Origin of the sequence: Mesorhizobium sp. M0184, from assembly GCF_040322215.1 — a bacterium.
Taxonomy (GTDB): Bacteria; Pseudomonadota; Alphaproteobacteria; order Rhizobiales; family Rhizobiaceae; genus Mesorhizobium.
Map to the genome: position 1 here is coordinate 19,094 of NZ_JAMYSZ010000042.1, position 23,137 is coordinate 42,230.

Annotated in this window: 18 protein-coding genes and 2 pseudogenes; 1 reads left to right on the plus strand and 19 read right to left on the minus strand. The window is 62.1% G+C overall.

The annotated features are described in order from the left end of the window. Positions 1-74: 74 nt before the first annotated feature. Positions 75-1,670: an ABC transporter substrate-binding protein gene (locus tag NKJ23_RS30835; RefSeq protein ID WP_352684464.1), complete on the minus strand. Its 1,596-nt coding sequence runs from the start codon at positions 1,668-1,670 to the stop codon at positions 75-77. Positions 1,671-2,012: 342 nt separating this feature from the next. Here NKJ23_RS30835 and gcvA point away from each other — a divergent pair, with 342 nt between their 5' ends. Beyond that, complete coding sequence (gene gcvA / locus NKJ23_RS30840) at positions 2,013-3,023, plus strand: transcriptional regulator GcvA (protein ID WP_352684466.1); 1,011 nt, start codon at positions 2,013-2,015, stop codon at positions 3,021-3,023. Between the two features lie 29 nt (positions 3,024-3,052). Here the strand turns inward: gcvA and NKJ23_RS30845 are convergent, their stop codons facing one another. The 18 genes and pseudogenes from NKJ23_RS30845 to NKJ23_RS30930 form a co-directional block, all read right to left on the minus strand. Next, a complete protein-coding gene (locus NKJ23_RS30845) occupies positions 3,053-3,742 on the minus strand; it encodes an NADPH-dependent oxidoreductase (protein WP_352684467.1) in 690 nt (229 codons plus the stop codon). Between the two features lie 232 nt (positions 3,743-3,974). Next, a complete protein-coding gene (locus tag NKJ23_RS30850) occupies positions 3,975-5,051 on the minus strand; it encodes an LLM class flavin-dependent oxidoreductase (protein ID WP_352684469.1) in 1,077 nt (358 codons plus the stop codon). A gap of 74 nt (positions 5,052-5,125) precedes the next feature. After that, positions 5,126-6,481, minus strand: a complete 1,356-nt coding sequence (locus NKJ23_RS30855) for an LLM class flavin-dependent oxidoreductase (RefSeq protein ID WP_352684471.1) — start codon at positions 6,479-6,481, stop codon at positions 5,126-5,128. Further along, positions 6,478-7,659 carry an acyl-CoA dehydrogenase family protein gene (locus NKJ23_RS30860; RefSeq protein WP_352684473.1) on the minus strand — a complete coding sequence of 394 codons (1,182 nt, stop codon included), beginning with the start codon at positions 7,657-7,659 and terminating at the stop codon, positions 6,478-6,480. The genes NKJ23_RS30855 and NKJ23_RS30860 overlap by 4 nt, the downstream gene beginning before the upstream one ends. 4 nt (positions 7,660-7,663) lie before the next feature. After that, on the minus strand, positions 7,664-8,005 hold the full coding sequence (locus tag NKJ23_RS30865) for a DUF3088 domain-containing protein (protein ID WP_352684476.1): 342 nt from the start codon (positions 8,003-8,005) through the stop codon (positions 7,664-7,666). Between the two features lie 7 nt (positions 8,006-8,012). After that, positions 8,013-9,361, minus strand: a pseudogene (locus NKJ23_RS30870) (LLM class flavin-dependent oxidoreductase). A gap of 13 nt (positions 9,362-9,374) precedes the next feature. Next, entirely contained in the window at positions 9,375-10,550 is a 1,176-nt protein-coding gene (locus NKJ23_RS30875) for an acyl-CoA dehydrogenase family protein (protein WP_352684478.1), read from the minus strand. Between the two features lie 24 nt (positions 10,551-10,574). Further along, positions 10,575-12,014, minus strand: coding sequence for an FAD-dependent oxidoreductase (locus NKJ23_RS30880; RefSeq protein WP_352684480.1), 1,440 nt, complete (start codon positions 12,012-12,014; stop codon positions 10,575-10,577). A gap of 877 nt (positions 12,015-12,891) precedes the next feature. Next, entirely contained in the window at positions 12,892-13,146 is a 255-nt protein-coding gene (locus tag NKJ23_RS30885) for a hypothetical protein (RefSeq protein ID WP_352684482.1), read from the minus strand. Positions 13,147-13,696: 550 nt separating this feature from the next. Beyond that, positions 13,697-14,404, minus strand: coding sequence for a GntR family transcriptional regulator (locus tag NKJ23_RS30890; protein ID WP_352684483.1), 708 nt, complete (start codon positions 14,402-14,404; stop codon positions 13,697-13,699). A 106-nt stretch (positions 14,405-14,510) separates the two neighbouring features. After that, on the minus strand, positions 14,511-15,290 hold the full coding sequence (locus tag NKJ23_RS30895; protein ID WP_031212558.1) for an aspartate/glutamate racemase family protein: 780 nt from the start codon (positions 15,288-15,290) through the stop codon (positions 14,511-14,513). An 11-nt stretch (positions 15,291-15,301) separates the two neighbouring features. Further along, positions 15,302-16,024, minus strand: coding sequence for an ABC transporter ATP-binding protein (locus tag NKJ23_RS30900; RefSeq protein WP_023679427.1), 723 nt, complete (start codon positions 16,022-16,024; stop codon positions 15,302-15,304). Continuing rightward, complete coding sequence (locus tag NKJ23_RS30905; RefSeq protein WP_023679426.1) at positions 16,021-16,800, minus strand: ABC transporter ATP-binding protein; 780 nt, start codon at positions 16,798-16,800, stop codon at positions 16,021-16,023. The genes NKJ23_RS30900 and NKJ23_RS30905 overlap by 4 nt, the downstream gene beginning before the upstream one ends. Positions 16,801-16,803: 3 nt before the next feature. Beyond that, positions 16,804-17,778: a branched-chain amino acid ABC transporter permease gene (locus tag NKJ23_RS30910; protein ID WP_023679425.1), complete on the minus strand. Its 975-nt coding sequence runs from the start codon at positions 17,776-17,778 to the stop codon at positions 16,804-16,806. Positions 17,779-17,785: 7 nt separating this feature from the next. Further along, positions 17,786-18,652 (minus strand): branched-chain amino acid ABC transporter permease, encoded by an 867-nt coding sequence (locus NKJ23_RS30915; RefSeq protein ID WP_023679424.1) that lies wholly within the window; start codon positions 18,650-18,652, stop codon positions 17,786-17,788. Positions 18,653-18,735: 83 nt separating this feature from the next. Further along, positions 18,736-19,938 carry an ABC transporter substrate-binding protein gene (locus NKJ23_RS30920; RefSeq protein ID WP_352621169.1) on the minus strand — a complete coding sequence of 401 codons (1,203 nt, stop codon included), beginning with the start codon at positions 19,936-19,938 and terminating at the stop codon, positions 18,736-18,738. A gap of 638 nt (positions 19,939-20,576) precedes the next feature. After that, the gene (locus tag NKJ23_RS30925; protein WP_352684485.1) at positions 20,577-22,103 is read right to left on the minus strand and encodes an FAD-dependent oxidoreductase; all 1,527 of its coding nucleotides are present in this window, start codon (positions 22,101-22,103) and stop codon (positions 20,577-20,579) included. A gap of 885 nt (positions 22,104-22,988) precedes the next feature. Then, positions 22,989-23,137: pseudogene (locus NKJ23_RS30930) on the minus strand (aldo/keto reductase); the annotation flags it as partial.

Sequence of the window (23,137 nt, forward strand, 5' to 3'; positions counted from 1 at the left end):
ATTTATCTTTCATGGAGAAAAGTCGGGATCGTCGTTTTCACGCGCCGGTCCCAACCAGAGGGCTTGCAGAACGCTTAGGTGTTTGGCGCGAGCCATATCTGCGCGAAGCTGTTGTTGATCCCCTGAGCGCCGGGCGCAAAATCCCGGACCTTCTTGTTGGCGACAATCTGGGCGCCGGCGGCGACCAGATCGACCGACACCACGTCGTCATGGATGATGTGCTGGAATTTGTACCAGAGCTCGCGCCGCTTGGTCTCGTCGGGCTCGATTGCCGCGGCTTCGAGGATCTGGTCGACCTCGGCGTTTGCATAGTGGCTAGCGTTGGAGAAGACGAGGCCGATCTTGAAGTTCTTCGACCAGTAGGCGCGCTGGACGCCGAGCGTCGGATCGAAGGTGTTCGACAGCGACTCGACCACCAGGTCCCAGGCGCGGTCGGTGTAGACGGTCTTCAGGAACGTCGACAGGTCAAGCTTGAGGATCTCGGCATCGATGCCGACCGTCGCCAACGACTGCTTGATGAAATCGGCATAGGACGCCGGCAGGAACGCGTTGTAGGCAAGCCGGAGCTTGAAGCGCGTCCCATCGGCGCCACGCGGATAGCCGGCGTCGTCGAGCAGCTTCTCCGCCAGTTTGGTATCGGGCTCGCGCGCCTTGATGCTGGGGTCATACCATTTGGGCAGCGCCGTGCTGATCGGGCTCGGCGATACCTGCGCATAACCGTAGAGCGCGATGTCGACCAGCTTCTGCAGGTCGATTGCGTGGGCGATGGCAAGGCGCACATAGCGCTTGGTCAGGATTTCGTTCTCGTAGTTGAAGAACAATTGCTGCTGTGGGCCGGAATAGGCGTAGGTGTTGGTGTCGACGACCAGAGCGGGGTTTGCCTTCAGCCGTTCGATGTCGGCCAGCGGCACGGGATTGGCGCCGATATCGATCTCGCCGGTTTCAAGAGCCGCCGAACGCGCGGCCGGGTCGAGGATGACGTGCAGGACGATGCGGTCGAGGTAGGGCCGAGGCGCGTCCCAATAGTCCGGATTGCGGTCGAAGATCAGATGGCTGCCGGGCACCCATTCCTTGAGAATGAAGGGACCGGTGCCGATCGTCTGTTCGAGCTTCGGCTGTTCCGCCGGCTTGAACGTTTCGTAGACGTGCTTCGGCACAATCGGTGATTCCGAGCTGCTCAGTGCCGTGATCAGATAGGGCGCCGGCTTTGAAAGCACGATGATTGCGGTGTGCGGATCGGGCGTCTCGACCGCGGTCACGTTTTGGTAGGTGATGCGGCCGCGCGGATGCGCCTCCTTCAGCCGGAAGATGGTGAAGGCAACGTCTTCCGACGTGAAGTCCTTGCCGTCATGCCATTTGACGCCCTCGCGCAGCGTGAAGGTGTAGCGCAGGCCGTCATCGCTGATCGACCACTCCGTCGCCAGCAGCGGTTTCGGGCTGAGGTTATAGGCGAAATCAAGCAGACCTTCATTCACCTTGGGACCGATCGCCTGGCCGGTGCCCGACGAGGTGTTGATTGCAATCAGCGACGTGGGGTCGGGATAGTAGGCCCAGTTGAGCGTGCCACCCTGGACCGGCGTTCCTTCGGCAGCGAAAGAAACCCCGGGCAATGCGAAGCTCGCACCGCCAAGCAACAGCAGCTGGTTGAAATGACGACGATTGACAGACATGGCCTTGAGCTCCGGAAAACGGCTTCGATGGCATCCGGCGGCCGAACACACTCCGGCGCCTCGACGCGATGATCTCTGCCACGCCGCAAAACCGGAAGAATGATTTTCTATCGTCTGCCGAAAGCACCGCTTCGCACGACCGTTTCATTCCAGGATCTGGCAAAGCTGCTCGACGCCCAAATCAGCGCTCCGATCTTATTTCTACAAGAATTGTAGACATTACGATTTTTTAGATTTCCGTTCCCGCTGAGGCAACGCTGCGGCAAACGAAATTTTCCGCCGCGTGCTTTGGCGCAAAGCCCGCCCTCGTCGCGCCCGGCCTGAACGTGTTGAATGCGCTCCATGGTCGATCTCATTCGCGCAAAATCAAGGAAGCTGCGGCCGACGCTGGCGAGGCTTCCGCCGCTGACGTCGCTTCGCGCTTTTGTCGCAACCGCCCGCCACCTGAGCTTTACGCGGGCGGCCGAAGAACTCCATGTGACGCCTGCCGCCATCGGCCAGCAGATCCGCCTGCTCGAGGATCATCTCGGACAACCATTGTTCCACCGCAACCGCGGCGAGCTTCTGCTGACGTCGGCCGGCCAGGCGCTGATGCCCGGCCTCACCGAGGCTTTCGACGTCGTTGTCGAGTCGGTCGCGCGGATTTCCGGCGACGAGGAGGATGCGCCGATCAAGGTGTCGGTCGCGCCCTCCTTCGCCAGCAAATGGCTGATCCCGCGCCTCGACGCACTGCGCGACGCGGTACCCGGCCTAGAAGTGCTGGTCGACGCATCGACCAGGCTTGCCGACTTTGCCAGCGAAGACGTCGACTGCGTCATCCGCTACGGGTCGGGCGCCTATAGCGGCCTGCTGACGGAACGGCTTTTTTCGGAGGCGGTGCTGCCCGTCTGCAGCCCGGAATTTGCTCGCATGCACGGTCTCTATCGCGGGCCGGAGGGGCTGCGTGACGCACCGATCCTGCATGAGGACGGTCCGGAACGCGATCCAAGCTGCCCTGACTGGAAGGGCTGGCTGAGATCCAACGACCTGTCCGGCCGGCTTGTCGAGGGCGGCATACGGCTTAGCCAGTCCTCGCTGGTTCTCGACGCCGCTGCTGCCGGCAAGGGCATCGGTCTTGGCAAATTTCGGCTGGCCGAACCCGACCTTGCCGCGGGGCGTCTGGTCAGCCCATTCGGCTCGCCGCAGCCGGTCGAGTTTTCCTATTATTTCGCGACGACGCCGCACAAGGCGAAGCTGGCGACGGTCGAGCGCTTTCATGCCTGGCTGAAGGCCGAGGCGCGCCAGCTCGGCGCTCTCGACTTCCCACCGCCGGCGGCGCTTCCGGCGCGCATCGCCATTATCGCGGCCGAATAGCCGCGCCGCGGTCTCGCGAGGGCGCGCGCCTATTTGAGCTTGAAGCCCAGCGCTTTGAGCACTTCGCCCAGGTGATTACGGCCTTTCAGCGCCGCTTTGCTGCCGATGCGGTTCGAAACCAACTCTGTCCAGTCCACCACAGGCATCGCCTGCTCCTGCTGGAATGAACGAAGCCTCTGGTTGTAGGCTGCAAGATCGTCCGGATCGGGCTCTGATCGATAGCGCTCGCGGTGCAGCACCACAGCCTGCGGCAGTCTGGGTTTGATGTCAGTCGCAGCCAGGAGATCGGGATAGCCGACGGTCAGGCCGAACACCGCCACGGTTTCCGGCGGCAGACCGAGTTCGCGTGCCACCTCCTGCGGATGATTGCGCATGGCGCCGATGTAGCAGGAGCCGAGCCCGAGCGCATCGATCGCCACCACGGCATTCTGCGCGGCAAGTGCGGCGTCGATCACGGCCAGCAGAAAACTCTCCTGATAGTCGAGCCCCTCGCCCTCCCGGCCGTTTGCCTCGGCAATGGCGCGCAGCCGCGACAGGTCGGCCAGCCAGACCAGCAGCAGCGGCGCCTGCTCGATATGGCGATTGATCGCCGCCAGTCCGGCAAGCCGCGCCTTGCGCGCCGGATCCTCGACTGCGATGACGCTCCACGCCTGGAGATTGGAAGAAGTCGGCGCCGACTGGGCGGCGGCGACGATCAGTTCCAGCGTCCCTTCGGGCAAAGGCTTGGCGAGATAATTGCGGACCGAGCGATGCGAAAGGATCCCTCGAGGGCTTCGTTCCAGTTTCCGGTGTGCGTATGTTGCGGCGCCCGGTAACGCCGCCGCAGCGCCGCTTCACCACGCAGGTCGGCGTCTGACGGACGGGTGCTGAAGGCGGCCGGCTGTGACATCGTCTTCCCTACTTGGCAATCTGGCTTCCCTCGCCGGCCCTTGCCGGTTCAAGAAGCGCGGCTTAGGCCCCATTGTGCAATAGCGGAAGCAACTGATCGCCTTGCCGCTTGATCTCGGAAAGGTACGGCGTGTCCGAGAGCACGAAATGCGTGATGCCCAGATCCCGGTACCTGCCGAGCGAGTGGGCGACGTCGGCGGCCGAGCCGACCAGCCAGGTGGTACCGGCACCGCCGCCGCCATATTTGCCCGGCGCAGTATAGAGGTTGTCGTCCAGCACCTCGCCACGCGCGTGCAGATCAAGCAGACGCTGCTGGCCCACCGCTACCGCCCGACCGTGATCGTTCCAGCCGGCGCCTTGGCCCTTGGCCATCTCCTCGACCTTCGCCTCGGCGTCCGCCCAGGCCTGGCCAGTGGTGTCGCGGACCAGCGTGGTGACCCGCAACCCGAATTCCAGAGGCGGGAGGTCTCGGTCGAGTTCGCTGCTCAAGGCTTTGAGCCGCTCGATCCGCTCCCGGACGCCGTCGAGCGGCTCGCCCCAGAAGAGCTGGACATCCGCCTCGCTGGCCGACACCCGCTCGGCCGCCTCCGACGCGCCGCCGAAATAGAGCTTCGGATGGCGACGATCGCCACGCACAGGAATGCGGGGCATGACGGTAGACCCGGTGACCTGGAAGTGCTCGCCCGCAAAGGTCACGTTCTCTTCGGTCCAAAGTCTGCGGACCAGCCGCATGAACTCTCCGGTGCGGGCATAGCGATGGTTCTGCTCTCCTTCGCTGTCGCCATACGCAGCGAGGTTGTCCTTGCCTGACACTATGTTGATACGCACGCGACCGGCGGTCAGCTGGTCGAGCGTGGCTACGGCGGATGCGAAGTGCGCCGGCCGCCAGTACCCCGGGCGGATCGCGATGAGCGGCTCGAAGGAGGTGGTCCGCGCGGCGAGCGAGGCCGCGACGGCAAAAGTGTCGGGCCGACCCCAGCCGGTACCGATCAGCGCGCCCTTCCAGCCGTGTTCCTCAAGCGCCTTCGCGTGGCTGGTCAGCGTCTCCAGGCTGTTGTGGTCCTCGACGGCCGGCTCGCCGCGGTGACCGGGATCGACTTGGTTCGGGATGTACCAAAGAAACTCGGTATCAGCGCTCATTGTCGGGCCTGTATTTTGGCCGGGCATGGAGGTCAATGGCAGGACCCTCCGCTCCGTTGTATTTTGATGATCATTCAAAGGGCTGCCCCTAGCAGCCCTGGCGCCTTGCTCGGCTGCGGTGCAAAGCGGCTTTCGGGCCGGGCAAGGCCGAGATGGTCGCGCAGCGTGCGCCCTTCATATTCCGTTCGGAACAGCCCTCGCCGGCGCAGGATCGGCACCACCGTATCGACAAAGACCTCCAGTCCGGTCGGCAGCACGTCCGGCATCAGGTTGAAGCCGTCGGCGGCGCCGGCGACAAACCATCTTTCGATATCGTCGGCGATCTGCTCCGGCGTGCCGACGATGGTGCGGTGGCCAGTGCTGCCGTTCAGCGCCCGGATCAGCTGGCGAACCGTGAAATCATTGCTGCGGGCGAGCGCGAGCGTGGCCTTGAAGAAGGTGTGGCCGCCGTTGGGGGGCAGTTGAATCCCTTCCGGCAACTTCTCGTCCAGCTTCAATCGCTCGCGGTCGATGCCGAGCACGCCGGACAGCCGCCCAAGGCTGTAGTCGAGCGGAATGCGATCCCACAGATCTTCTTGCCGCCGCTCCGCTTCCGCCTCTGTGCTGCCGATGATGGTGGCTAGGCCGGCGAGGTTGAGCGGCACGCCGCCGGTGCGGCCATAGGCGACGGCACGCGCCTTAAGTTCCCGCGCATAGCCGAGCGCTTCCTCGAAAGATAGCGATGCGGAAAACACGGCTTCGGCGTGGCGGGCGGCGAGGTCCTTGCCGTCATCGGACCCGCCGGCCTGGACGACCACCGGATGCCCTTGCGGCGAACGCGGCACATTGTGCGGCCCGTGCACCGAGAAATGTGCGCCCTTGTGGTCGATGGCGTGAACCTTGGTGGCATCGACGAAGCGCCCGCTGGCGACATCACCGATGAAGGCATCGTCCTCCCAGCTGTCCCACAATGCCTTGACGATGTCAGCGAATTCCGCCGCCCGCTCGTAGCGCCGGCCATGATCGATGGCACCGTCGAGGCCGAAATTGCGGGCCGAGGCGGGATCGGCCGTGGTGACGATGTTCCAACCGATGCGTCCGCCGCTGACATGGTCGAGCGTCGCGAAGCGCCTGGCGATATTGTAGGGCTCGTTGAAGCTGGTTGAAGCGGTGGCGATCAGGCCGATGCGCTCGGTTGCGGCGGCTACCGTCGCCAGCACGATGGTCGGCTCCAGCGACGTGATCGGACGATAGTCAATGCGGTCCGATATCGCCGCCTGGTCGGCAAGGAATACGGCGTCGAGCTTTGCGCGCTCTGCGATCTTCGCGACCTGCACATAGTGGTCGACGGTGAAGGCGGCATAGGGGTCGACGCCGTCCATCCGCCATGCCGCCGGCGAGAAGCCGGCATGCAGGATGTTGACGTTGAGATGGAGCTGCCGGCCGCTCATCGAAAGACGCCGGGCTCGGGATAGGCGCCGGTCAGATACCAGGTGCCGACGGTGCGGGTCTTGTATTCGGCAGGGTTGTGCAAGGTGTGAATGCGTGCATTGCGCCAGAAGCGGTCGAAGCCGTATTTGCGCACTGCGGAGCGGGCACCCATCACCTCGAATATCTCGGTCGTGACTTCGAGCGCGACATCGCCTGCCAGCACATTGGCCGCGGCGACGGCAACCGCCGCCTCGCCGCGTTCTTGCTCGGTCAGCGCCTTGCCGCGCGCGATCGCATGATCGATCGCCGCCGCCGCGCGATCGGCCAGCGCCGTCGCCGCCCGCGTCTTGACCCAGAGCTCGCCATACTGCCGCTTGATCCATGGATCGTCGATATGACGCTCGACGCCGGAATACATCCACGGCCGCGAACTGTTGAGCGTATAATCTCGCGCCGCCAGCAGCGCGCCCTGGGCCGTGCCGACAAAGACATTGAGCAACACGCTCTGCTGCTGCAGCGGGCCGATGGTGCGGATTGGCAACGACGCGTCGACCCAACCGCGCACCAACTCGCTGTCGTGGATCCTGACGTCCTTGTAGGCGACCTTGCCGCTGCCGGTCTGCGTCTGGCCGATGCCGTCCCAGTCGTCGAGAACGCTGATGCCTTCGCGGTTCGCGGGGATCGCCGCGAATTTCCTCTCGCCGCTGACCTCGTCTTCCCACGAGGTCGAAAGATAGTCGGCGACATGCGAGCCGGAGGCGAAGGGTTTGAAGCCATTGACGATCGTCCACTCGCCATCTTTGCGGCCGAACAGCGTTTTGGAAAAACTGTTGCCGGTGTTGCCCCAGAACCAGTCGCCGGCAGCCGAACGCCGTAGCAGATCGGCTGAGCGCGGTTCGTCCGAATTGAGCCTGGCGGCGATCAGCGCGCTGAAATGGTAGCCGTAGATATGGCCGATCGAGCCGTCGACCTTGGCGAACTCGCGGCCGATCTTCAGCGCCGTCGAATAGGGTTCCCCGGCGCCGCCGAATTCCTTGGGGATCACGATGGTGAGCAGGCCGCTTTGCTTGAGCAGACGGATCTGTTCGGTAGGCCTGCCGCCAAGCTGGTCGCGCTCGACCGCATCGCGGGCAAAGATGTCGCGCAGCTCGACCGCCTTGGCGATCCATGGATTGGACGTATCGGGATCGAAGGTCATCGTCTCACTCATGCAGATGCGGGAAGCCGTGGCGCTCGGCAAGCAGTGCAAGAATGCGCCTGGTGTCATCGGCAAAGACCTTGCCCTTGGCCGTCGGCAAGTCGGCGGGCGGATCGCTGCCGATGATCAGCACCGGCAGCGACTGGTGCCGTTCGCCGAGCGCGTCGATCACCTTGCCCCTCGGCCTTGCGAACGGGACGCGTTCGACGTCTAGTCTGCTGGCGAGATCGGGAAAGGCAGCGAGCAGCCCTTCGACCTGGTTGCAATAGGGACAGACGAAGGCTCGGCCGGGGTGCTTTGGGTCGGCGAAACCCGGCTGAATGAGAAAGAGCGTGTCGCGCACCATTGCCGGCCTATTCCGCAGCCGCCGCGGCATGCCGCGAAAAACGGTTTGCCGGCCGCTTCAGGCCGAGATTGTCGCGCAAGGTCCTGCCCTCGTACTCATCGCGGAACAGGCCACGGCGGCGAAGTTCCGGCACGACCAGCTCGATGAAATCCTTCAAGCCGCCAGGCATGATCGGCGCCATGATGTTGAAGCCGTCGGCGCCGTAATTCTCGAACCGCTCTTCCATGGTGTCGGCGATCTGTTGCGGCGTGCCGACCACCTGCCAGTGGCCGCGGGCGCCTGCGATGCGCAGATAGAGCTGCCGGATCGTCAGTTTCTCGCGCCGCGCCAGATCGATCACCAGCGCTTGCCGGCTCTTGCCGGCATTGGTCTCCGGCAATTCAGGCACGGGCCCATCGAGCGGATAGGCGCTGAGGTCGAAGCCGCCGGCCAGCGCCGAGACCAGACCGAGGCCGACTTCCGGCTGGATGAGATCCTGGAGCTGTTCGAACTTCTCCCGCGCCTCGGCTTCGGTGCGGCCGACGACCGGGAAAATGCCTGGCAGGACTTTCAGGTCATCCTCCGAGCGGCCATATTTGCCGAGCCTGCCCTTGACGTCGGCATAGAAGGCGGTGGCTTCGTCGAGCGTGATCTGCGCGGCGAAAATCGCTTCCGCGGTACGAGCCGCCAGCTCTCTGCCCGGACCCGACGCCCCGGCCTGGACCACGACCGGATGGCCTTGCGGCGTTCGCGGCGTGTTCAGGGGACCACGCACCTTGAAGTGCTGGCCCTTGTGGTTCAGCACATGCAGTTTGTCCTTGTCGAAATAGCGCCCGATTGCTCTGTCGCGCGGGAAGGCGTCATCTTCCCAGCTATCCCACAGGCCGAGCACGACATCGGCGAATTCCTCGGCGCGGTCGTAGCGCTCGCCATGCTGGATATGCGTCTCGTGACCGAAATTGAACGCTGCCTCCGGATCGGACGAATTGACCAGATTCCAGCCGGCCCGCCCGCCGCTCAGATGGTCGAGCGACGCGAACTGGCGGGCCAGATTGTAGGGATCGGAAAAACTGGTCGACGCCGTGGCGATGAGGCCGATGTTCCTGGTCATAGCCGACAGTGCCGACAGCAGCGTGATCGGCTCGAACGGATAGACGCCGCTATGCGCCTTGCGGCCTCCATATCCTTCAGCCGCGCCGCAACGCCGTCGGCGAAGAAGATCGTGTCGAACTTGGCTGCTTCCGCCAGCCGGGCCAACTCGACATAGTCGTTGAGGCTGGTCCCTTCTCCTGCCTCCGGGTGGCGCCAGGCTGCGACATGGTGGCCGGTGAAGAGAAGAAAGGCTCCAAGCTTGAGCTTGTCCTTGCGGCTGGCCATGTTCCGCGCCTCCTCAGCGATACAATCCGCCGACCGGCAATTCCCCGGTGAGCAACCAGGTGCCGATGGTGCGCTTCTTGTATTCGGCCGGATTGTGCAGCGTGTGCGTGCGCACGTTGCGCCAGAACCTGTCGTAGCCGTTGGCCTTGGTGGCTGAGCGGGCGCCCATCACCTCGAAAACCTCGCTCGACGCATCGAGGCCGATTTGCCCGGCGTAGACATTGGCGGTGGCGAGATCGATCGCCGTCTGCCCGCGCTGCTCCAGGGTCAACGCCTCGCCCTGGCCATAGGCGGCATCGAGGCTGCATGCCGCTATATCGGCCAGTTGGGCCGCGGCGAGCGTGCGGATATAGAGGTCGCCATATTTGCGTTGCACGAACGGATCGTCGGTATGTTTCTCATAGCCGGAATAGACCCAGGGGCGCGAATGCGAGACCGTATAGTCGCGGCCTTCGCTCAGCGCTCCTTGCGCGCTGCCGACGAACAGGTTGAGCAGGACCGCCTGCTGGAACAGTGACGTCAGCGTCTGGAATGGCGTCAGCGGCACCGCGGGCGAGCCAATCAGTTCGTCATCACCGACATGCACGTCCTTGAAGGTGACCTTGCCGGAACCCGTCTGGCGCTGTCCGACGCCGTCCCAGTCGTCCTCGATGACGATGCCCTCACGGTCAGCCGGGATTGCGGCTGCCAGCCGGTCCTGACCGTCCTCCCAGGCGACCTGGATATAGTCAGCGATGTGCGAACCGGAAGAAAAGGGCCGAAAGCCGCTGAGGACCCAGCCCTTGCCGTTGCGCCTCGCCGTCGACGTCTTCGACATGGCGTTGCCGGAATTGCCCCAGACCCAGTTCTCCCTTGCCGAGCGTTTCAGCAGTCGGTCCTTCTGCGCCTCGGTCCCGCGAAACAGCACGCCGTTGAGCGGCAGATGATGGTAGCCGTAGAGATGGGCGAGCGAGCCGTCGGTGCGGGCGAATTCGCGCACGACGCGCAGCACCGACAGCCAGGGTGCGCCCTTGCCGCCATAGCGCTTGGGTATCTGCGCCGACGGCAGGCCGCTTTCCTTCAGCAGGCGGATTTGCTCGACCGGCCGCCCGCCGGCCTTGTCGCGCGCCACGGCATCCCGATCGAAGATATCGCGCAGTTCGACCGCCGTGGCGACGAACGGGTCGGAAAGGTCAGGGCTGAAGGTCATCGGCGTTTGTCCATGGAAATGCGTCTATTCCGCCGCGATGGTCTGCGCCGGCCGCCAGACGGAAGCGGCATAGGCGTCTTCGCCGAACTCGGCCGGATGGCTCCCGGTTATGCGACTCTCATGACTGTCGAGATCGGCGAGGAAGAGATCGCGGCTGATGCGCGCGACAACGGCCGGCACATCGCGCCTGATCGACGGCACATCGCCGATCGGCAGGCCGAAACTGACAAAGCCGCCGGGATTGAAGACATGGATATTCCTCAGGAATGGCGCCTCCCCCGGCGCCTTCTCGAGAAATTCATGGCCGAGGCCGAGATAAGGATGGGCGCCGAAAAATGCATCCAGCTCTGCTTCCGGCGGCGCGTACTGGTCGCGCCATAGCCGGATGTTGGCGGCGAAATCGGCGAACTCAGGCTTGCGCGTCGGGTCGGCGAAATAGCCGGTGCCGGCGACGACGAAGTCGAACGCAAACGTCTCGCCTGCGATATCGGTGACGACCTTGCCGTCTTCGACATCCGCATTTGTCCAGGGGGTACCGAGATGGAGATGAAAATTCTGGTGCCGCACCGCCCGCTCCACCGCATCGAGCGGCGGCGTTGAACCGGCCTCGCGGAAGCGCAATGCCTGGCGCCAGCGCACCGCATCGGGCAGCCGAGGATAATTGTCATAGGCGCCGGGATAGCCGCGCACGCGGTTGATCGGCACACTGGCAATGCTGTTGCGGCGGGCAAAGAGACGCACCGATTGGGCGCCCGCTTCGAGGGCCGTCCCGGCCGCATCGTATGCCGAAGCCGCGGACCCGACGACAGCGATTGCCTTGCCGTTGAGGGAGGCAAAATCGATTGCCGCAGAACTGTGTGCGACAAAGCCCTGCGGCAAGGCGGCAAGTACCGCCGGTATCACTGGACCGCCGCTGCCGCCAAATCCATTGGCCAGAATGATCTTGCGCGCCGTTTCGACCGATGGCGTGCCGTCGGCTTCGAGGTGGAGGCGAAAATGCCCGCCAGCCGGCTCGATGCGAATGAGACGTGTGCCGTAACGAATGCCGATGCCGAGAAAGTCGCGATACCATTTCAGGTAACTCGCCCAATCCGTCCGCGCGATGCGGTCGAAACCGGCATAGGCTTCCACACCATGGCAGGCTTCATACCATGACTGAAAGCTCAGGCCTGGCAGACCGAGTTCCGGCCCCGGCAAGCCCTTTGGCGTTCGCAGCCGGTTCATCCGTGCATGAGTGAGCCAGATGCCGGCCTTGCTTTCATCCGGTGCCGCGTCGACGACAGTGACCTTGCCGATGCCGGCACGCCTCAACGCGAAGGCAAAGGTCGCCCCCGTCTGCCCACCGCCAACGATGAAGACATTGTGGTCGATGCCTTCCCGGTCCGGCACCCAGTTCTGCGGATCAGGGCCGATCAGCCGAAGTGTTTCATGGGCGTGGAAATCTGGATCGGATGGTAAAGCCATTTGGGCTCCGGCTGAAGTTCAAGCGTCGCGCCAAACTCCGCCCCAGTCGGCAAACAGTCCAGAAATGTCTGCTTTGATTGCCCGGTAGTTTTTTTCACTTGCATCCGATTTCACAATCGGGAGCGCCATCGGGCAAATGGAGATCGGAGCTTCCAGGAGACGCGATACTACCCGGCCAGCGGATGACCGGGCCGCAGCCGCGGTCTACGGACCGCCGCGGCCGGTGCAATTGGTGCCGGTATTCCGCTCGCGACTGGAGCGGCGATTGGCGAAGGGTCATGAACCTGCAAGCGGATGGATCCACACTTTGCTCCGCACAAGGGCATTTTGAGACTACGGCCGAGTTCAGAACCCGCCTAATTGCACGTCGTTGCCGCCGATTGCCGTACGCATCGCTGAAGGGTCTTTTGAAGCCGGGAGTGTTGAGCTACCTGTGACGGGTGCCATCAACGAGACGGAGAAAATCGACGAACGGGCCCAAAATCATTTCGCTAAAAGTCACGGATTTACCCGACAGCGCTCAATTCAAACCCGAAGAATTAAGCGTAACATATTGATATGCAATAATATGGTGGGCCCGGAGGATGTACCAAGATTGTTGATTTCATTGGCTTTTTCGTGGGCCAAAGTCGGAAATCTTCCCGTATCGTTCCGTATGGTACCGCGACAGCCAGACAGTCGAACATCGCGGCCCTATCCCGCGGGCTGCCGAACATGTCACAACCGCTTCGTCAGCACCAAATGGCACAGCGCGCGCCAGTATTCCGCGGCCGCCCGGTGAGGCATCATGAGAAGCTTCTTGCAGCACTTGATAAGCGCGACAGCGCCGAGGCGCGCGCAGCGATCGTCAACGACATAGCAGATGCGGCACCCCGATTTAAGCTGCATGGCGGACTAGCTTGAGGCCCTGTTTGGGAACTGCCACACGGTAGCTCCCATAGCCCACCTTCACGAGGAAGCTTTCCTTGCACATGCGGGCGAGGTAGCAGCGAGGAACGCCGATGTCGGTCAGGTCTTTTGTCCGGACTTCGCCGTTCTCAAGAGCGAGCGAGACGGCGCGTTCCCTCAATGTCGGCTTTGGGCCACCGGCAAGCCGGATCCGCTCGGCGCGGTCGCGATCACGCTTCCGCATCCTGACGGAGGGCTCTGGCGTAGCTTTGAGGGCAATCTGCAACACATAAGTTCGCGGTTTCGTTCAGCCCGGCGAGCCCCGCCTTTTCTACGCCATGACACGATGCTGCGCGCCGGCATCCGATGTTTCCCTACGCTACGATCCGCTTCGATCCTGCCCGCTCACTCTCGGTCATTCTGTCCGCAAAAAAGTCCACCACTTCAGTCATTTAGCCTCTTCAATTGGAGTAATCGCGTCACATCGAGGTAAGCCTGCGCAGGGACCGAACCTTTCCCTTCATTGAAGTGCCCTCTTCCCAAGATTAGTCAATGAAGCAATTGGGGGCGGAATACATCTGGGCACTGGACTTGGTCGGCGACCTGAACTACCGCCATCTCACGAGCCTGGACTATGCTAGCGCGGAGCGCGCTTGCCAATCCCGCTTCTTTCGATCCGTTTCCTTGGGCGTCACTCCCACTGCATCAAGCGCCGAAAACTCGTGAGACCATAATCCGGGCAGCGCCGGCAATTGGCGCTGTTCGGGTACAGCAGTGCTGTGTCCTCTCCTGTTCTACGGACGAAGCAAATCCGAGAGGTTGTCTGACTTTTCTATTTTGTCTGTGAGGTCGAGCCCCGACAGGAGGTCGACCAGATGGCTGGTCATCAGGCCGGCCGCTTGGGAACTACGCCCTGCTTCGATTGCATCGACCAGAGCGTGATGGGCGTGTTTCTCACAGGTCGCGTCGCGCCGTTTCCAGTAGAGTGCGATGATGAGAGAAGAATGAGAGACAAGGTCGCGAACGAATTTGGTGAACACCGAATGTGCAGCGATTTCGGCGACGCCTACGTGGAAACGTGCCGACAGCATGATCGCCTCACTGTCCCGGCCGGCGTGAAGTGCTTCATGCTCCCTCTCGAGATGCTGCCGCAACTGCGCAATGTCGGATGGCACTGCTGCCTTCGCGGCAAGCCAAGCCACCTTTGGTTCAATCAGCGCTCGTGCCTCGAATACCTCTCGCGCTTCCACCGTCGATGGCTGGGCCACGAAGGCGCCGCGGTTTGGCTCCAGCCGCGCCAACCGGTCATGAGCCAGAGCTTGCAGGGCGGCACGAATGACGGTTCGGCTCACCGAATAGATCGACGCCAGCTCATCTTCCGGCAGCTTGGTGCCAGGGGCGAGACGGTGGCTGACGATGGCATCTCTCAGACCATAGTAAATCGGCGACCAGCGGGCTGCCGGTTTTTCGTCGCGGTCTTCTTCTCTGAGCACTGTCAACATGCTTCTCAACGCGCAGGCACGATACTGCCTGATTCATCCCAAACAGCTCAACGGTCGATGCAATCTAGTATCGCTTACGTGGCGGTCAATCCCGGGACACAGTATCTCAATTTGTGGGGCCAGGCGCGTTCTGGGTCGGCGGTATAGCTGCCGCAGCGCCCGCCGGAGACAGCGATTCATAGATGCCCGAAAACCGTTTGCCGCGGGGAGCAGCGTAGCCACCAATCTTCGATGTCCTCAGACCGACTCTGAAAAGGCTCTCTGCCAAGGTGACCGCGCAGGCGACACCGTCGAGTACGGGAACGCCGTGTTCCTCCGATAGGCTGCTTGCCAGATCGGCCATGCCTGCGCAGCCAAGAACGATCGCCTCCGCCCTGTCCTCGTTGATGGCGCGCGCGATCTCGTCCGAGATTCTGGCCCTGGCGTCCGAGCCCGGCAGTTCGAGATCGAGCACGGCAACTTCCGACGACCTGACTTTCGCGCAGCGCGACGCGAGGCCGTATTTCGCCAGGTTGTGCTCGATCGCGGGGACGGAGCGGGCGAGCGTCGTCACGACGCTGAACTTGCCGGCGACGAGACTAGCGAGGTGGAAGGCGGCCTCGCCGATGCCGATGACCGGGGCCTCGGCGGCGCAACGTGCCGCGTCCAGCCCGGTATCGTCGAAACATGCGATGACATAGGCATCGATAGCGGCCGCCTTGCTCATTTCGGCGACGATACCCGGAATAGCGAAGACTTCGTCGTAATAGCCTTCGATGCTCGGCGGACCATCGCCGGGATTCACCGAAACGATTTCCGTCCCGGCAGAAGCGACGCTCGCCGCGACCTTGCCGATCTTGGCGGTCATCGATGCGGTCGTGTTGGGATTGATGACGAGTATGCGCATGCCGATCAGCCTCAAATCTCGCCGCCGAGATAAAGATGCTTGACCCGTTCGTCGGTCAGCAAATCAGCGGAGTTCCCACTCAGCGCAACGCTGCCGGTAGTCAGCGCATAGGCTCTCTGGGAAATGCGCAGCGCCATGCGTGAGTTCTGCTCGACCAGCAGAACGCTGACTTTCTCGTCGCGATTGATCGCCACGATCGAGCGGGCAAGGTCCTGGACGAGCTTGGGCGCGACGCCCAGCGACGGCTCGTCGAGCAGCAGCAGACGCGGCTTGGCCATCAGCGCGCGGCCGATGACCAGCATCTGCTGCTCGCCGCCGCTCATCGTGCCGGCGGCTTGCGAATAGCGCTCCTTGAGGCGGGGGAAGCGGCCAAGCACCATTTCCAGCGAGCCAGCGATCTCGGCCTTGTCGGATCGGGTGAAGGCGCCCATAAGGAGATTGTCCTTGACCGACATGTAAGGGAAGACACGGCGTCCCTCCGGCACCATGGCGATGCCCATCTTGACGATCGCATCGGGGGCGGCGGCGTCGATGCGCCGGCCATTGTAGTGGATCTCGCCGGACTTGATCTTGCGCAGCCCAGTAATGGCGCGAAGGATCGACGACTTGCCGGCGCCATTGGCGCCGACCAACGCGACGGTCTCGCCCTCATTGACTTCCAGCGACACGCCCTTCAGCGCGTAGACGTGATCATAGTAGAGTTGGACATCAGCAAATTTCAGGATCTGGTTCATAGCCCGATGGCCTCGTCTTCGCTGCCGAGATAAGCCTCGATCACCTTGTCATTGTTCTGGATTTCCGCTGGCGTTCCCTCGGCGATCTTCTGGCCGAAATTCAAGACGACGATGCGGTCAGAAATCTTCATTACGGCAGGCATGTCGTGCTCGACCAGAAGGATGGTGAGGCCGCGCTCGCGCAACCGTCTGACCATCGCCACCATTCTCATCGTCTCGTCGTGGTTCATCCCGGCGAAGGGCTCGTCAAGCAGCAGGATCGACGGGCTCGTGGCGAGGCCGATGGCGATGCCGAGAGCCCGCAAGTGACCGTGCGGCAAGTTTCGGGCGATTTCGCCGGCGAGCGACGACAGGCCAAGCAACGCCAGAATCTCGTCGGCTGATGCGCCAAAGGCTGCCTCGTCGGCCTTAGCCGTGCCAGTACCGAGGAAGAAGCCAAGCAGGCTCGCGGTGGAGCGCAGATGGTGAGCGATGATGACGTTGTCGCGCACGCTCATGTTTTTGAAGATCGTCGTTTCCTGAAACGTCCGGACGACGCCTTTGCGTGCGGCTATGTGCGGCGCGAGATCGGAGATGCGCTCGCCCTTTAAGCGCACTTCGCCCGATGTCGGCCTGAGGAACGACGAGATCAGCTTGAATAGCGTCGACTTGCCGGCGCCGTTGGGACCGATGACCGACAGAATCTCCTTCTCGCGCACCGAAAAGGAGATGTTGTTGACCGCGACGAGACCGCCGAAGCGTTTCGTCAGAGCCGAGACCTCAAGCAGATCGGCCATGGCTCAACCCTTCTTCCGGGTCGTGGCCGCAAGGCTGAGCAGCCCATTGGGCAGAAACAGCATCAGCACGATCATCAAGGTCGAGTAGATCAGAAGCTGGAACCGGCCAGTCTGGAACAGGAGGTCCCAGCCGAAATAAAGCACCAGCGTGCCGAGCATCGGCCCGAATACGTAGCCGAGCCCGCCGAGGAAGCAGTTCAGCATGAAGTTGACAGAGTCGGTGACCGTGAAGCTCGACGGATAGATCGACTGCGAGATGGCGGCGAAGATCGCACCGGCGACGCCGCCGAAGAAGGACGAGACGGCATAGGCTATGACGCGCAGATAGGCGATATTGACGCCGATCGACGAGGCCAGATCTTCGTTCTGCTGGAGCGACTGGCAGAGCTTGCCGACGCGCGAATGAACCAGCCGGTACACCACCGCGAAACAGACCAGCATAAGCGCGACCGCCAGCAGGTAGAAGGCCAGCCGAGAATTATGCAACGTGGCGAAATCCGGGATGATGGTGAGGCCCAGAATCGTGAGCGCCCCAGGCAGCGGGATGCTGACCATGCCCTTGGCACCGTTGGTGATCGGCAGCGCCAGCGCCAGAAGCCGCGCAACCTCGGTCAGCACCAGCGTCACCATGGCGAAGTAGACGCCGCGCAGGCGCAGGATCGGCAGGCCGATAAGCACGCTTGCGGCCGCGCAAAACAGGCCGGCGACCGGCAGCGTCAGCCAGAACGACCAGCCATAGGTCACCACAAGTATGGCCGAGACGTAGCCACCCATCAGCGCATACGCGCCCTGGCCGATATTGATCCGGCCGATGTAGAAAGTGAGCCACACGCCGGCACTGGCGATGCTAAGCAACGCCACCGAGGTGAGCGTGTAATAGAGGTCGATCCGGCCGCTGGCCGAGATCAGAACCGGCACGGCGATGAAGACGATCGCCAGAAAGGCGGCAACCGGGGCGATTTTCACGCTACGCGTCATGGCACCATCAACCCCACGGCTTGCCCATCAGCCCGTTGGGGCGGATCGACAGGAACACCATCAGCGCGGCGAAGATGACGAGGTAAGTGACGTCGCCATATTGGCGCAGCACGGTGAGGCCGACCGACTCCATCATGCCAAGGATGAAGCCGCCGGCGATCGCACCGCCGACAACGCCGGCGCCGCCGATCATCACCATCATGAAGGCCTTGATCGAGATCGGCCCGCCGATGCCGGAATTGACGCCAGTGATGGTGACCAAAAGACCGCCGACGATGCCCGCCAGCATGGCGCCCATGGCGAAGCCGATCATCGAATAGCGGTCGACCTGAACGCCCATCAATTGGGCGGCGACCCGATCCTGGGCCAGCGCCCGCATGGCTCGCCCGACCCTGCTGTACTGCATGTAGAGGACAAAGGCCGCGATGAAGACCAGTGCGAGCACGCCGACGACCATACGGTCATAGGGCATGATGATGCCGCCCTCGTTGAACACGCCCTTGACGATCTTGGGGACACCGCGCTGTTTTTCACCGAACAACAGCAGGATGACCGCGTCAAAAAAGAATGCCGTTGCCGCCGCGAGCAGCATTGTGCTTTCTTCGCGTAGACTTCGCCTGATGACAGTTCGGAAGAGGAATTTCTCCATCAGCGCGCCGACGACAGCGAGCGTCACGCCGGACGCCAGCAGCGCCACAACAAAAGGCAGCCCGAGTTGTCCGTAGATTGTGTAGGTGATGAACCCGCCCAGCACATACATCTGCCCATGGGCGAAGTTGAGCACGTTCATCAAGGCGAAGATAAGCGTGAGCCCCAGTGCGATCAGCGCATATTGGGCACCGAGGTAGAATCCGTTGGCGATGACCTGTTCCATTGACGCCTTCGATCTTCCGAGGGACCCGGAACATGCTCCGGGCCCCCGGCAACGCGGGAGGAAATAACCGCAGGAACCTAACCCTAATCAACCGAGCCGACGAACAGGGTCTGGAAGGCGCCGTCCTTGTACTCATTGACAACCATCGGCACCGCGAGCTGACGCTTCTGGCCGAAAGAGGTCGTCCCAACATAGCTCAGCTTGGCGTCGCCTTTCAGGTAAGGGTTGGGAGCCGAGAAGGTGTCGATGGTCTTCTTGAACTCCTCGACATTGTCGATTGCCGCCGGATTGGCCTTCAGCGTTTCGAGGATGTATTCGAGCGCATAGACCTTGGTATTGGACTCGTCATTGTATTCGCCGAACATCTTGGTGTAGCGGTCGACGAATTCCTTCATCGTGTCGGAGGCGATTTCCGGCGTGGAGGCGCCACCGACGGAGATGAAGCCGTTGGCGTACTCGCCAGCGCCCTCCTCCAGAACCTTGGCGTCCTGCGCCGTTTCGGTCGAGATCAGGCCCTCGAAACCGAGCTCACGGGCGGCGCGGATGAGCAGCGGCGCATTGGCGGGCGCGACGCCGGATAGCACCAGCAGGTCGGGCTTCAGCGAAACGATCGGCGTGAGCACCGGCGTGAAGTCGCGCGTGTCGTTCTGATAGGTGTCGTTCTGGGCGACAATCTCGAGGCCCAACGCCTTGGCTGCCTCGACGCCACCATCGCGCTGGCTCAACGGATCCGATTCATTGGCGGCAACGAAGGCGATCGTCTTCACCCCCTTTTTTTCCTTGAGATATTTGTAGATCGCCGGGCCCGATTGATAGTTGGCGATCATGCCGAGCACGGCATTCGAGGCAGGCTTCTGATAAAGCGCCTTCGGGAAAGCGTACGGGAAATAAATGATGCCGTTGGCCTCGGCGACCGGACGCACGGCGGCGGCACCGTCATCGACATTCGGGCCGACCACATAGTGGATGCCCTCCTGAGCCATCTTCTCCATGCCGGCGATGGCGCGCTTTGGGTCTTTCTGATCGTCGAAGGTAACGATGTTGACGTTGTAGGTGCTGTCACCGATCTTGACGCCGCCGGTTTCGTTGAGCCAGGCGGCACGCGTCTGCATTGAACGCACATTCGATGTGCCCCAGGCGGCGGCGGAGCCGCTTGTGACACCGACGAATCCGATCTTCAGTTCCTTGTTCTGGGCCTGCACGGACGGGATACCCATGGCGGCGATGGCCAGGGTCGAGACGGCGCCAAGCGCCATCGATTTGAGAGTCGCGCGTCGGTTGATCATTCTGCATTCCCCTTCTGGTTATCGCGCTTTGTGTTTTGCTCATCGGCTGCGCGGATGCCTTAAAGGGAAACCTGGATTGGAAAATTGTCAACATTATTCTTCATTTTCGTATACAATCGTGCGCAAGGTGTGCGAAGGAACGCTTGCGGATTTAGCGTGCGATGCTGTCGTACTGTCCACCACCCGCACCCTCGTCGCGCTATGCCGACGTCGATTTGCCGTCGAGGAGGCCAACAGGGTCTCTTGCGACTCTCCCGCCCGGAGCGGCGGCGACTCTGATTTCCGCCTAGGTAGAGAGGAAGAGGTGACGAAGCCGAGCGAACGCAGCGCGCGGATTAGGTCGCGAGCGATTGCAGAACGCCGGGGTCGGGAGGATGCTGCGGCTGACGTCCATCGGAACGAGCGAAGCGACGGGTCGTCAACGCTCTCAAGGAGATGATACCGCTGAGATTGCTGTTCGCTTCGTTTCCGACCTGGCCAGCGTTACACGCTCGGCCCAATGATGCGATCGTTGCTGGCGATCCCCAGGGGATCATTAAGGTGATCGATGCGTGGACGTTCGCCTGTGACATCCTCGAGGAAGCGCAATTGGATGTTGATCGCCACGGAAGGCGGATAACAGCTTGCACTTCGCTAGGTCATTGGCGCTCCATTTCCACCTCTGTCTCTAGACTTTCGATGTCGCGGGAGATCGAAGCGACAGCCAGCGTGCGCCCTTTGCGCTTGAAGCGCAGCAGGCAATCTTTGGCAATGATGTCTCCATCGACCGCGATCTCGTCCCATTGTCCGGCATGACCGACATAGTTGATGGGAATATCGTAATGCTGGCTCCAAAAGAACGGCACGGCGACGAATTTCTCGCGATGGCCGAGTATGTTGAGTGCTGCGGTTTGCCCCTGCCTCTCTGCTACCACCCAATGCTCGACCCGAATGTTCTCGCCAGTGTGAGGATCGGGCCACCGCGCAATGTCACCGGCGGCGAAGATCCCTGGCGCGCTCGTCTCCAGAAACGCGTTCACGACGACCCCGTCGTCAACGGTCAGCCCTGCCTTCTCGGCAAGCCCAGTCCGCGGTCGCACGCCGATGCCGACGACGACGAAATCTGCCGTCAACGTATTGCCACTACTTAGTTTCACGTTGGTGCCGTCGATGCTGCTCGCGGTATCTTCGAGACGGAATAAGACACCATTCTGCTCATGGAGGGCGCGGATGAAGTCGCCCATTTGCGGACCAAGGACCCGCTCCATGGGCCGTCTCTCCGGTGCCACGACATGAACTTCGATGTCGCGCAAGCGCAGGGCCGCGGCAACTTCCAGGCCAATGAAACTGGCGCCAAGCACGACGGCGCGGCGCGCAGTCGTGGCTCGCTCGATGATCGCCTTGCAATCTGCGAGCGAGCGCAGCGTGTGAACCTGTGGCTGGTCGGCGCCGGGGATAGCGAGGCGGACCGGTTCGGCTCCGGTCGCAAGCAGCAGCCTGTCATAGGGGGTCCGGGCGCCATCAGCGAGTACAACCTCGCCAGAACGTGCATCGATGCTGACGACGTCCGCATTGAGATGCAGATCGATATCGTTCTTTGAGTAGAAGCTCTCCCGGCGGAGCGGGATCCAATCCTCCGGTGCTTTGCCGGCGAGGTAATCTTTGGAAAGATTGGGCCGATCAACGGGTGGCGCTTCGTCGTTGCTGAGCATGACGATGCTGCCATGATAGTGTTCGCGCCGCAGTTTTTCGGCCGCTGCGAAACCGGCCGCGCCGCCGCCGACAATGACGATATTCTCGGGAACCTGGCCGGAGCCTTTATCGCGCTGCTTCGGTGCCGTCCGCTTGCGCTTCTCGCCCACAAATATCCGTTCATCGCGTAGTTCCACCGACCAGCATGCGATTGGATTGAAGGCGGGGGCATGCAAGGCCTCGCCAGTGCGCAAATCGAAGCACGCGTGATGCCACGGACACCGGACAGTATCCCCCACCACAAGACCGTCGACGAGCGGCCCACCGTAATGTGTACATGCCGCCCCGATGGCGAAGACCTCAGCCCCGCGGCGCACCAGCAGTACCTGCTCGTTGCCACAATGGCCGACGAACTTGCCGCCATCGGGAAGATCGGCGAACGCGACGCCCTGGACCAGATCCGGCCCGTCTAATTTGGAATGACCTTTAGCCATTTTCTTCTCCCTTGGCGATACAGTGTCAAATCGCCTGGACGGCTAAGAAGCGGGAAATCTTCAGGTCCGCCGGCCTCGGAATACCTTCCGCCTGGCTAGTGCGCCTTCAGGTGCCCGACACCGCTTGTGCCCAAACGTCCGACCACATCATTTGTTGCCAGTGGGCGGCATGCACGCTTGAATTTCCGATCTCGTGCCCTTCGGCGACGAGCTTGCGGCAGCGCCTTTGTCGTCCTTGTGGGTCTGAAGGCCGTGCGCAGCCTAATAGATCGTCTGGCGTGAGGCGCGGCCCGCCAATCGAGCCAGCTTTGGGATGGACCTATCTATGGCGCGTGTAGGGAATGGGGTAAAATAAGCCGACAGCGGGCTCCGAAGGGTCGCAGTTGTTGTGAGTCTCAACGGTCGGAAAGTGCGAGCCAAGTTCAGATGTGTGAGCAGGGATTTGCATAAGTTCGTCCGTTGACTGGAAGACTGCACGAATGCGCTACGCTCGCGCAGCAAATCGATCGGCAGTCCTCGGGAGCCTACCATAAATCAATAAAATCAACGCGATACACCGTGGTTCGCCAATATTGACTTGGCCAACCAAACCAAAATATGATGCTAAGTCATTGATAAATAACGACAATGGTGGGCCCGGAGGATGCGCCAAAAACATTGATTTTATTGGCGTTTTCGTGGACCAGAATCGCCAGTATTCCCGCATCGTTCCGTACGGTCCTGCGACCGACGACCGAATATATCGGAAACCGTTATCGCCTCGCACCCTCGAATAGCATCAAACGGCGCCTCACGACACCCGTCGACCGCCCCATCGTAGGAACGAAAACGGAACTTTCGTGTGCAGTTTTGCTCCAACGTGGTCCGAATTTCGGATTCGCCGCACTAGGCGGTCTCGGCAATTTTCAGCACGGCGTCGATCTCGGCCATCACCGCTGCCGGCAGCGGGCCTTTCTCCAGCGCACCGAGATTGTCCGCGACCTGCTCGGGCCGCGTGAAGCCGGGAACCGGCAGGGCGATTGCCGACTTGGCGA

Bases quoted from the DNA above. Each gene is read 5' to 3' on its own strand.
- gcvA (WP_352684466.1), top strand. From the start codon at position 2,013: ATGGTCGATCTCATTCGCGCAAAATCAAGGAAGCTGCGGCCGACGCTG.
- NKJ23_RS30895 (WP_031212558.1), bottom strand. From the start codon at position 15,290: ATGCGCATACTCGTCATCAATCCCAACACGACCGCATCGATGACCGCC.
- NKJ23_RS30905 (WP_023679426.1), bottom strand. From the start codon at position 16,800: ATGGCCGATCTGCTTGAGGTCTCGGCTCTGACGAAACGCTTCGGCGGT.
- NKJ23_RS30910 (WP_023679425.1), bottom strand. From the start codon at position 17,778: ATGACGCGTAGCGTGAAAATCGCCCCGGTTGCCGCCTTTCTGGCGATC.
- NKJ23_RS30850 (WP_352684469.1), bottom strand. From the start codon at position 5,051: ATGAGCGCTGATACCGAGTTTCTTTGGTACATCCCGAACCAAGTCGAT.
- NKJ23_RS30890 (WP_352684483.1), bottom strand. From the start codon at position 14,404: ATGTTGACAGTGCTCAGAGAAGAAGACCGCGACGAAAAACCGGCAGCC.
- NKJ23_RS30920 (WP_352621169.1), bottom strand. From the start codon at position 19,938: ATGATCAACCGACGCGCGACTCTCAAATCGATGGCGCTTGGCGCCGTC.
- NKJ23_RS30880 (WP_352684480.1), bottom strand. From the start codon at position 12,014: ATGGCTTTACCATCCGATCCAGATTTCCACGCCCATGAAACACTTCGG.
- NKJ23_RS30835 (WP_352684464.1), bottom strand. From the start codon at position 1,670: ATGTCTGTCAATCGTCGTCATTTCAACCAGCTGCTGTTGCTTGGCGGT.
- NKJ23_RS30915 (WP_023679424.1), bottom strand. From the start codon at position 18,652: ATGGAACAGGTCATCGCCAACGGATTCTACCTCGGTGCCCAATATGCG.
- NKJ23_RS30900 (WP_023679427.1), bottom strand. From the start codon at position 16,024: ATGAACCAGATCCTGAAATTTGCTGATGTCCAACTCTACTATGATCAC.
- NKJ23_RS30855 (WP_352684471.1), bottom strand. From the start codon at position 6,481: ATGAGCGGCCGGCAGCTCCATCTCAACGTCAACATCCTGCATGCCGGC.
- NKJ23_RS30860 (WP_352684473.1), bottom strand. From the start codon at position 7,659: ATGACCTTCGATCCCGATACGTCCAATCCATGGATCGCCAAGGCGGTC.
- NKJ23_RS30865 (WP_352684476.1), bottom strand. From the start codon at position 8,005: ATGGTGCGCGACACGCTCTTTCTCATTCAGCCGGGTTTCGCCGACCCA.
- NKJ23_RS30885 (WP_352684482.1), bottom strand. From the start codon at position 13,146: ATGCGGAAGCGTGATCGCGACCGCGCCGAGCGGATCCGGCTTGCCGGT.
- NKJ23_RS30925 (WP_352684485.1), bottom strand. From the start codon at position 22,103: ATGGCTAAAGGTCATTCCAAATTAGACGGGCCGGATCTGGTCCAGGGC.
- NKJ23_RS30875 (WP_352684478.1), bottom strand. From the start codon at position 10,550: ATGACCTTCAGCCCTGACCTTTCCGACCCGTTCGTCGCCACGGCGGTC.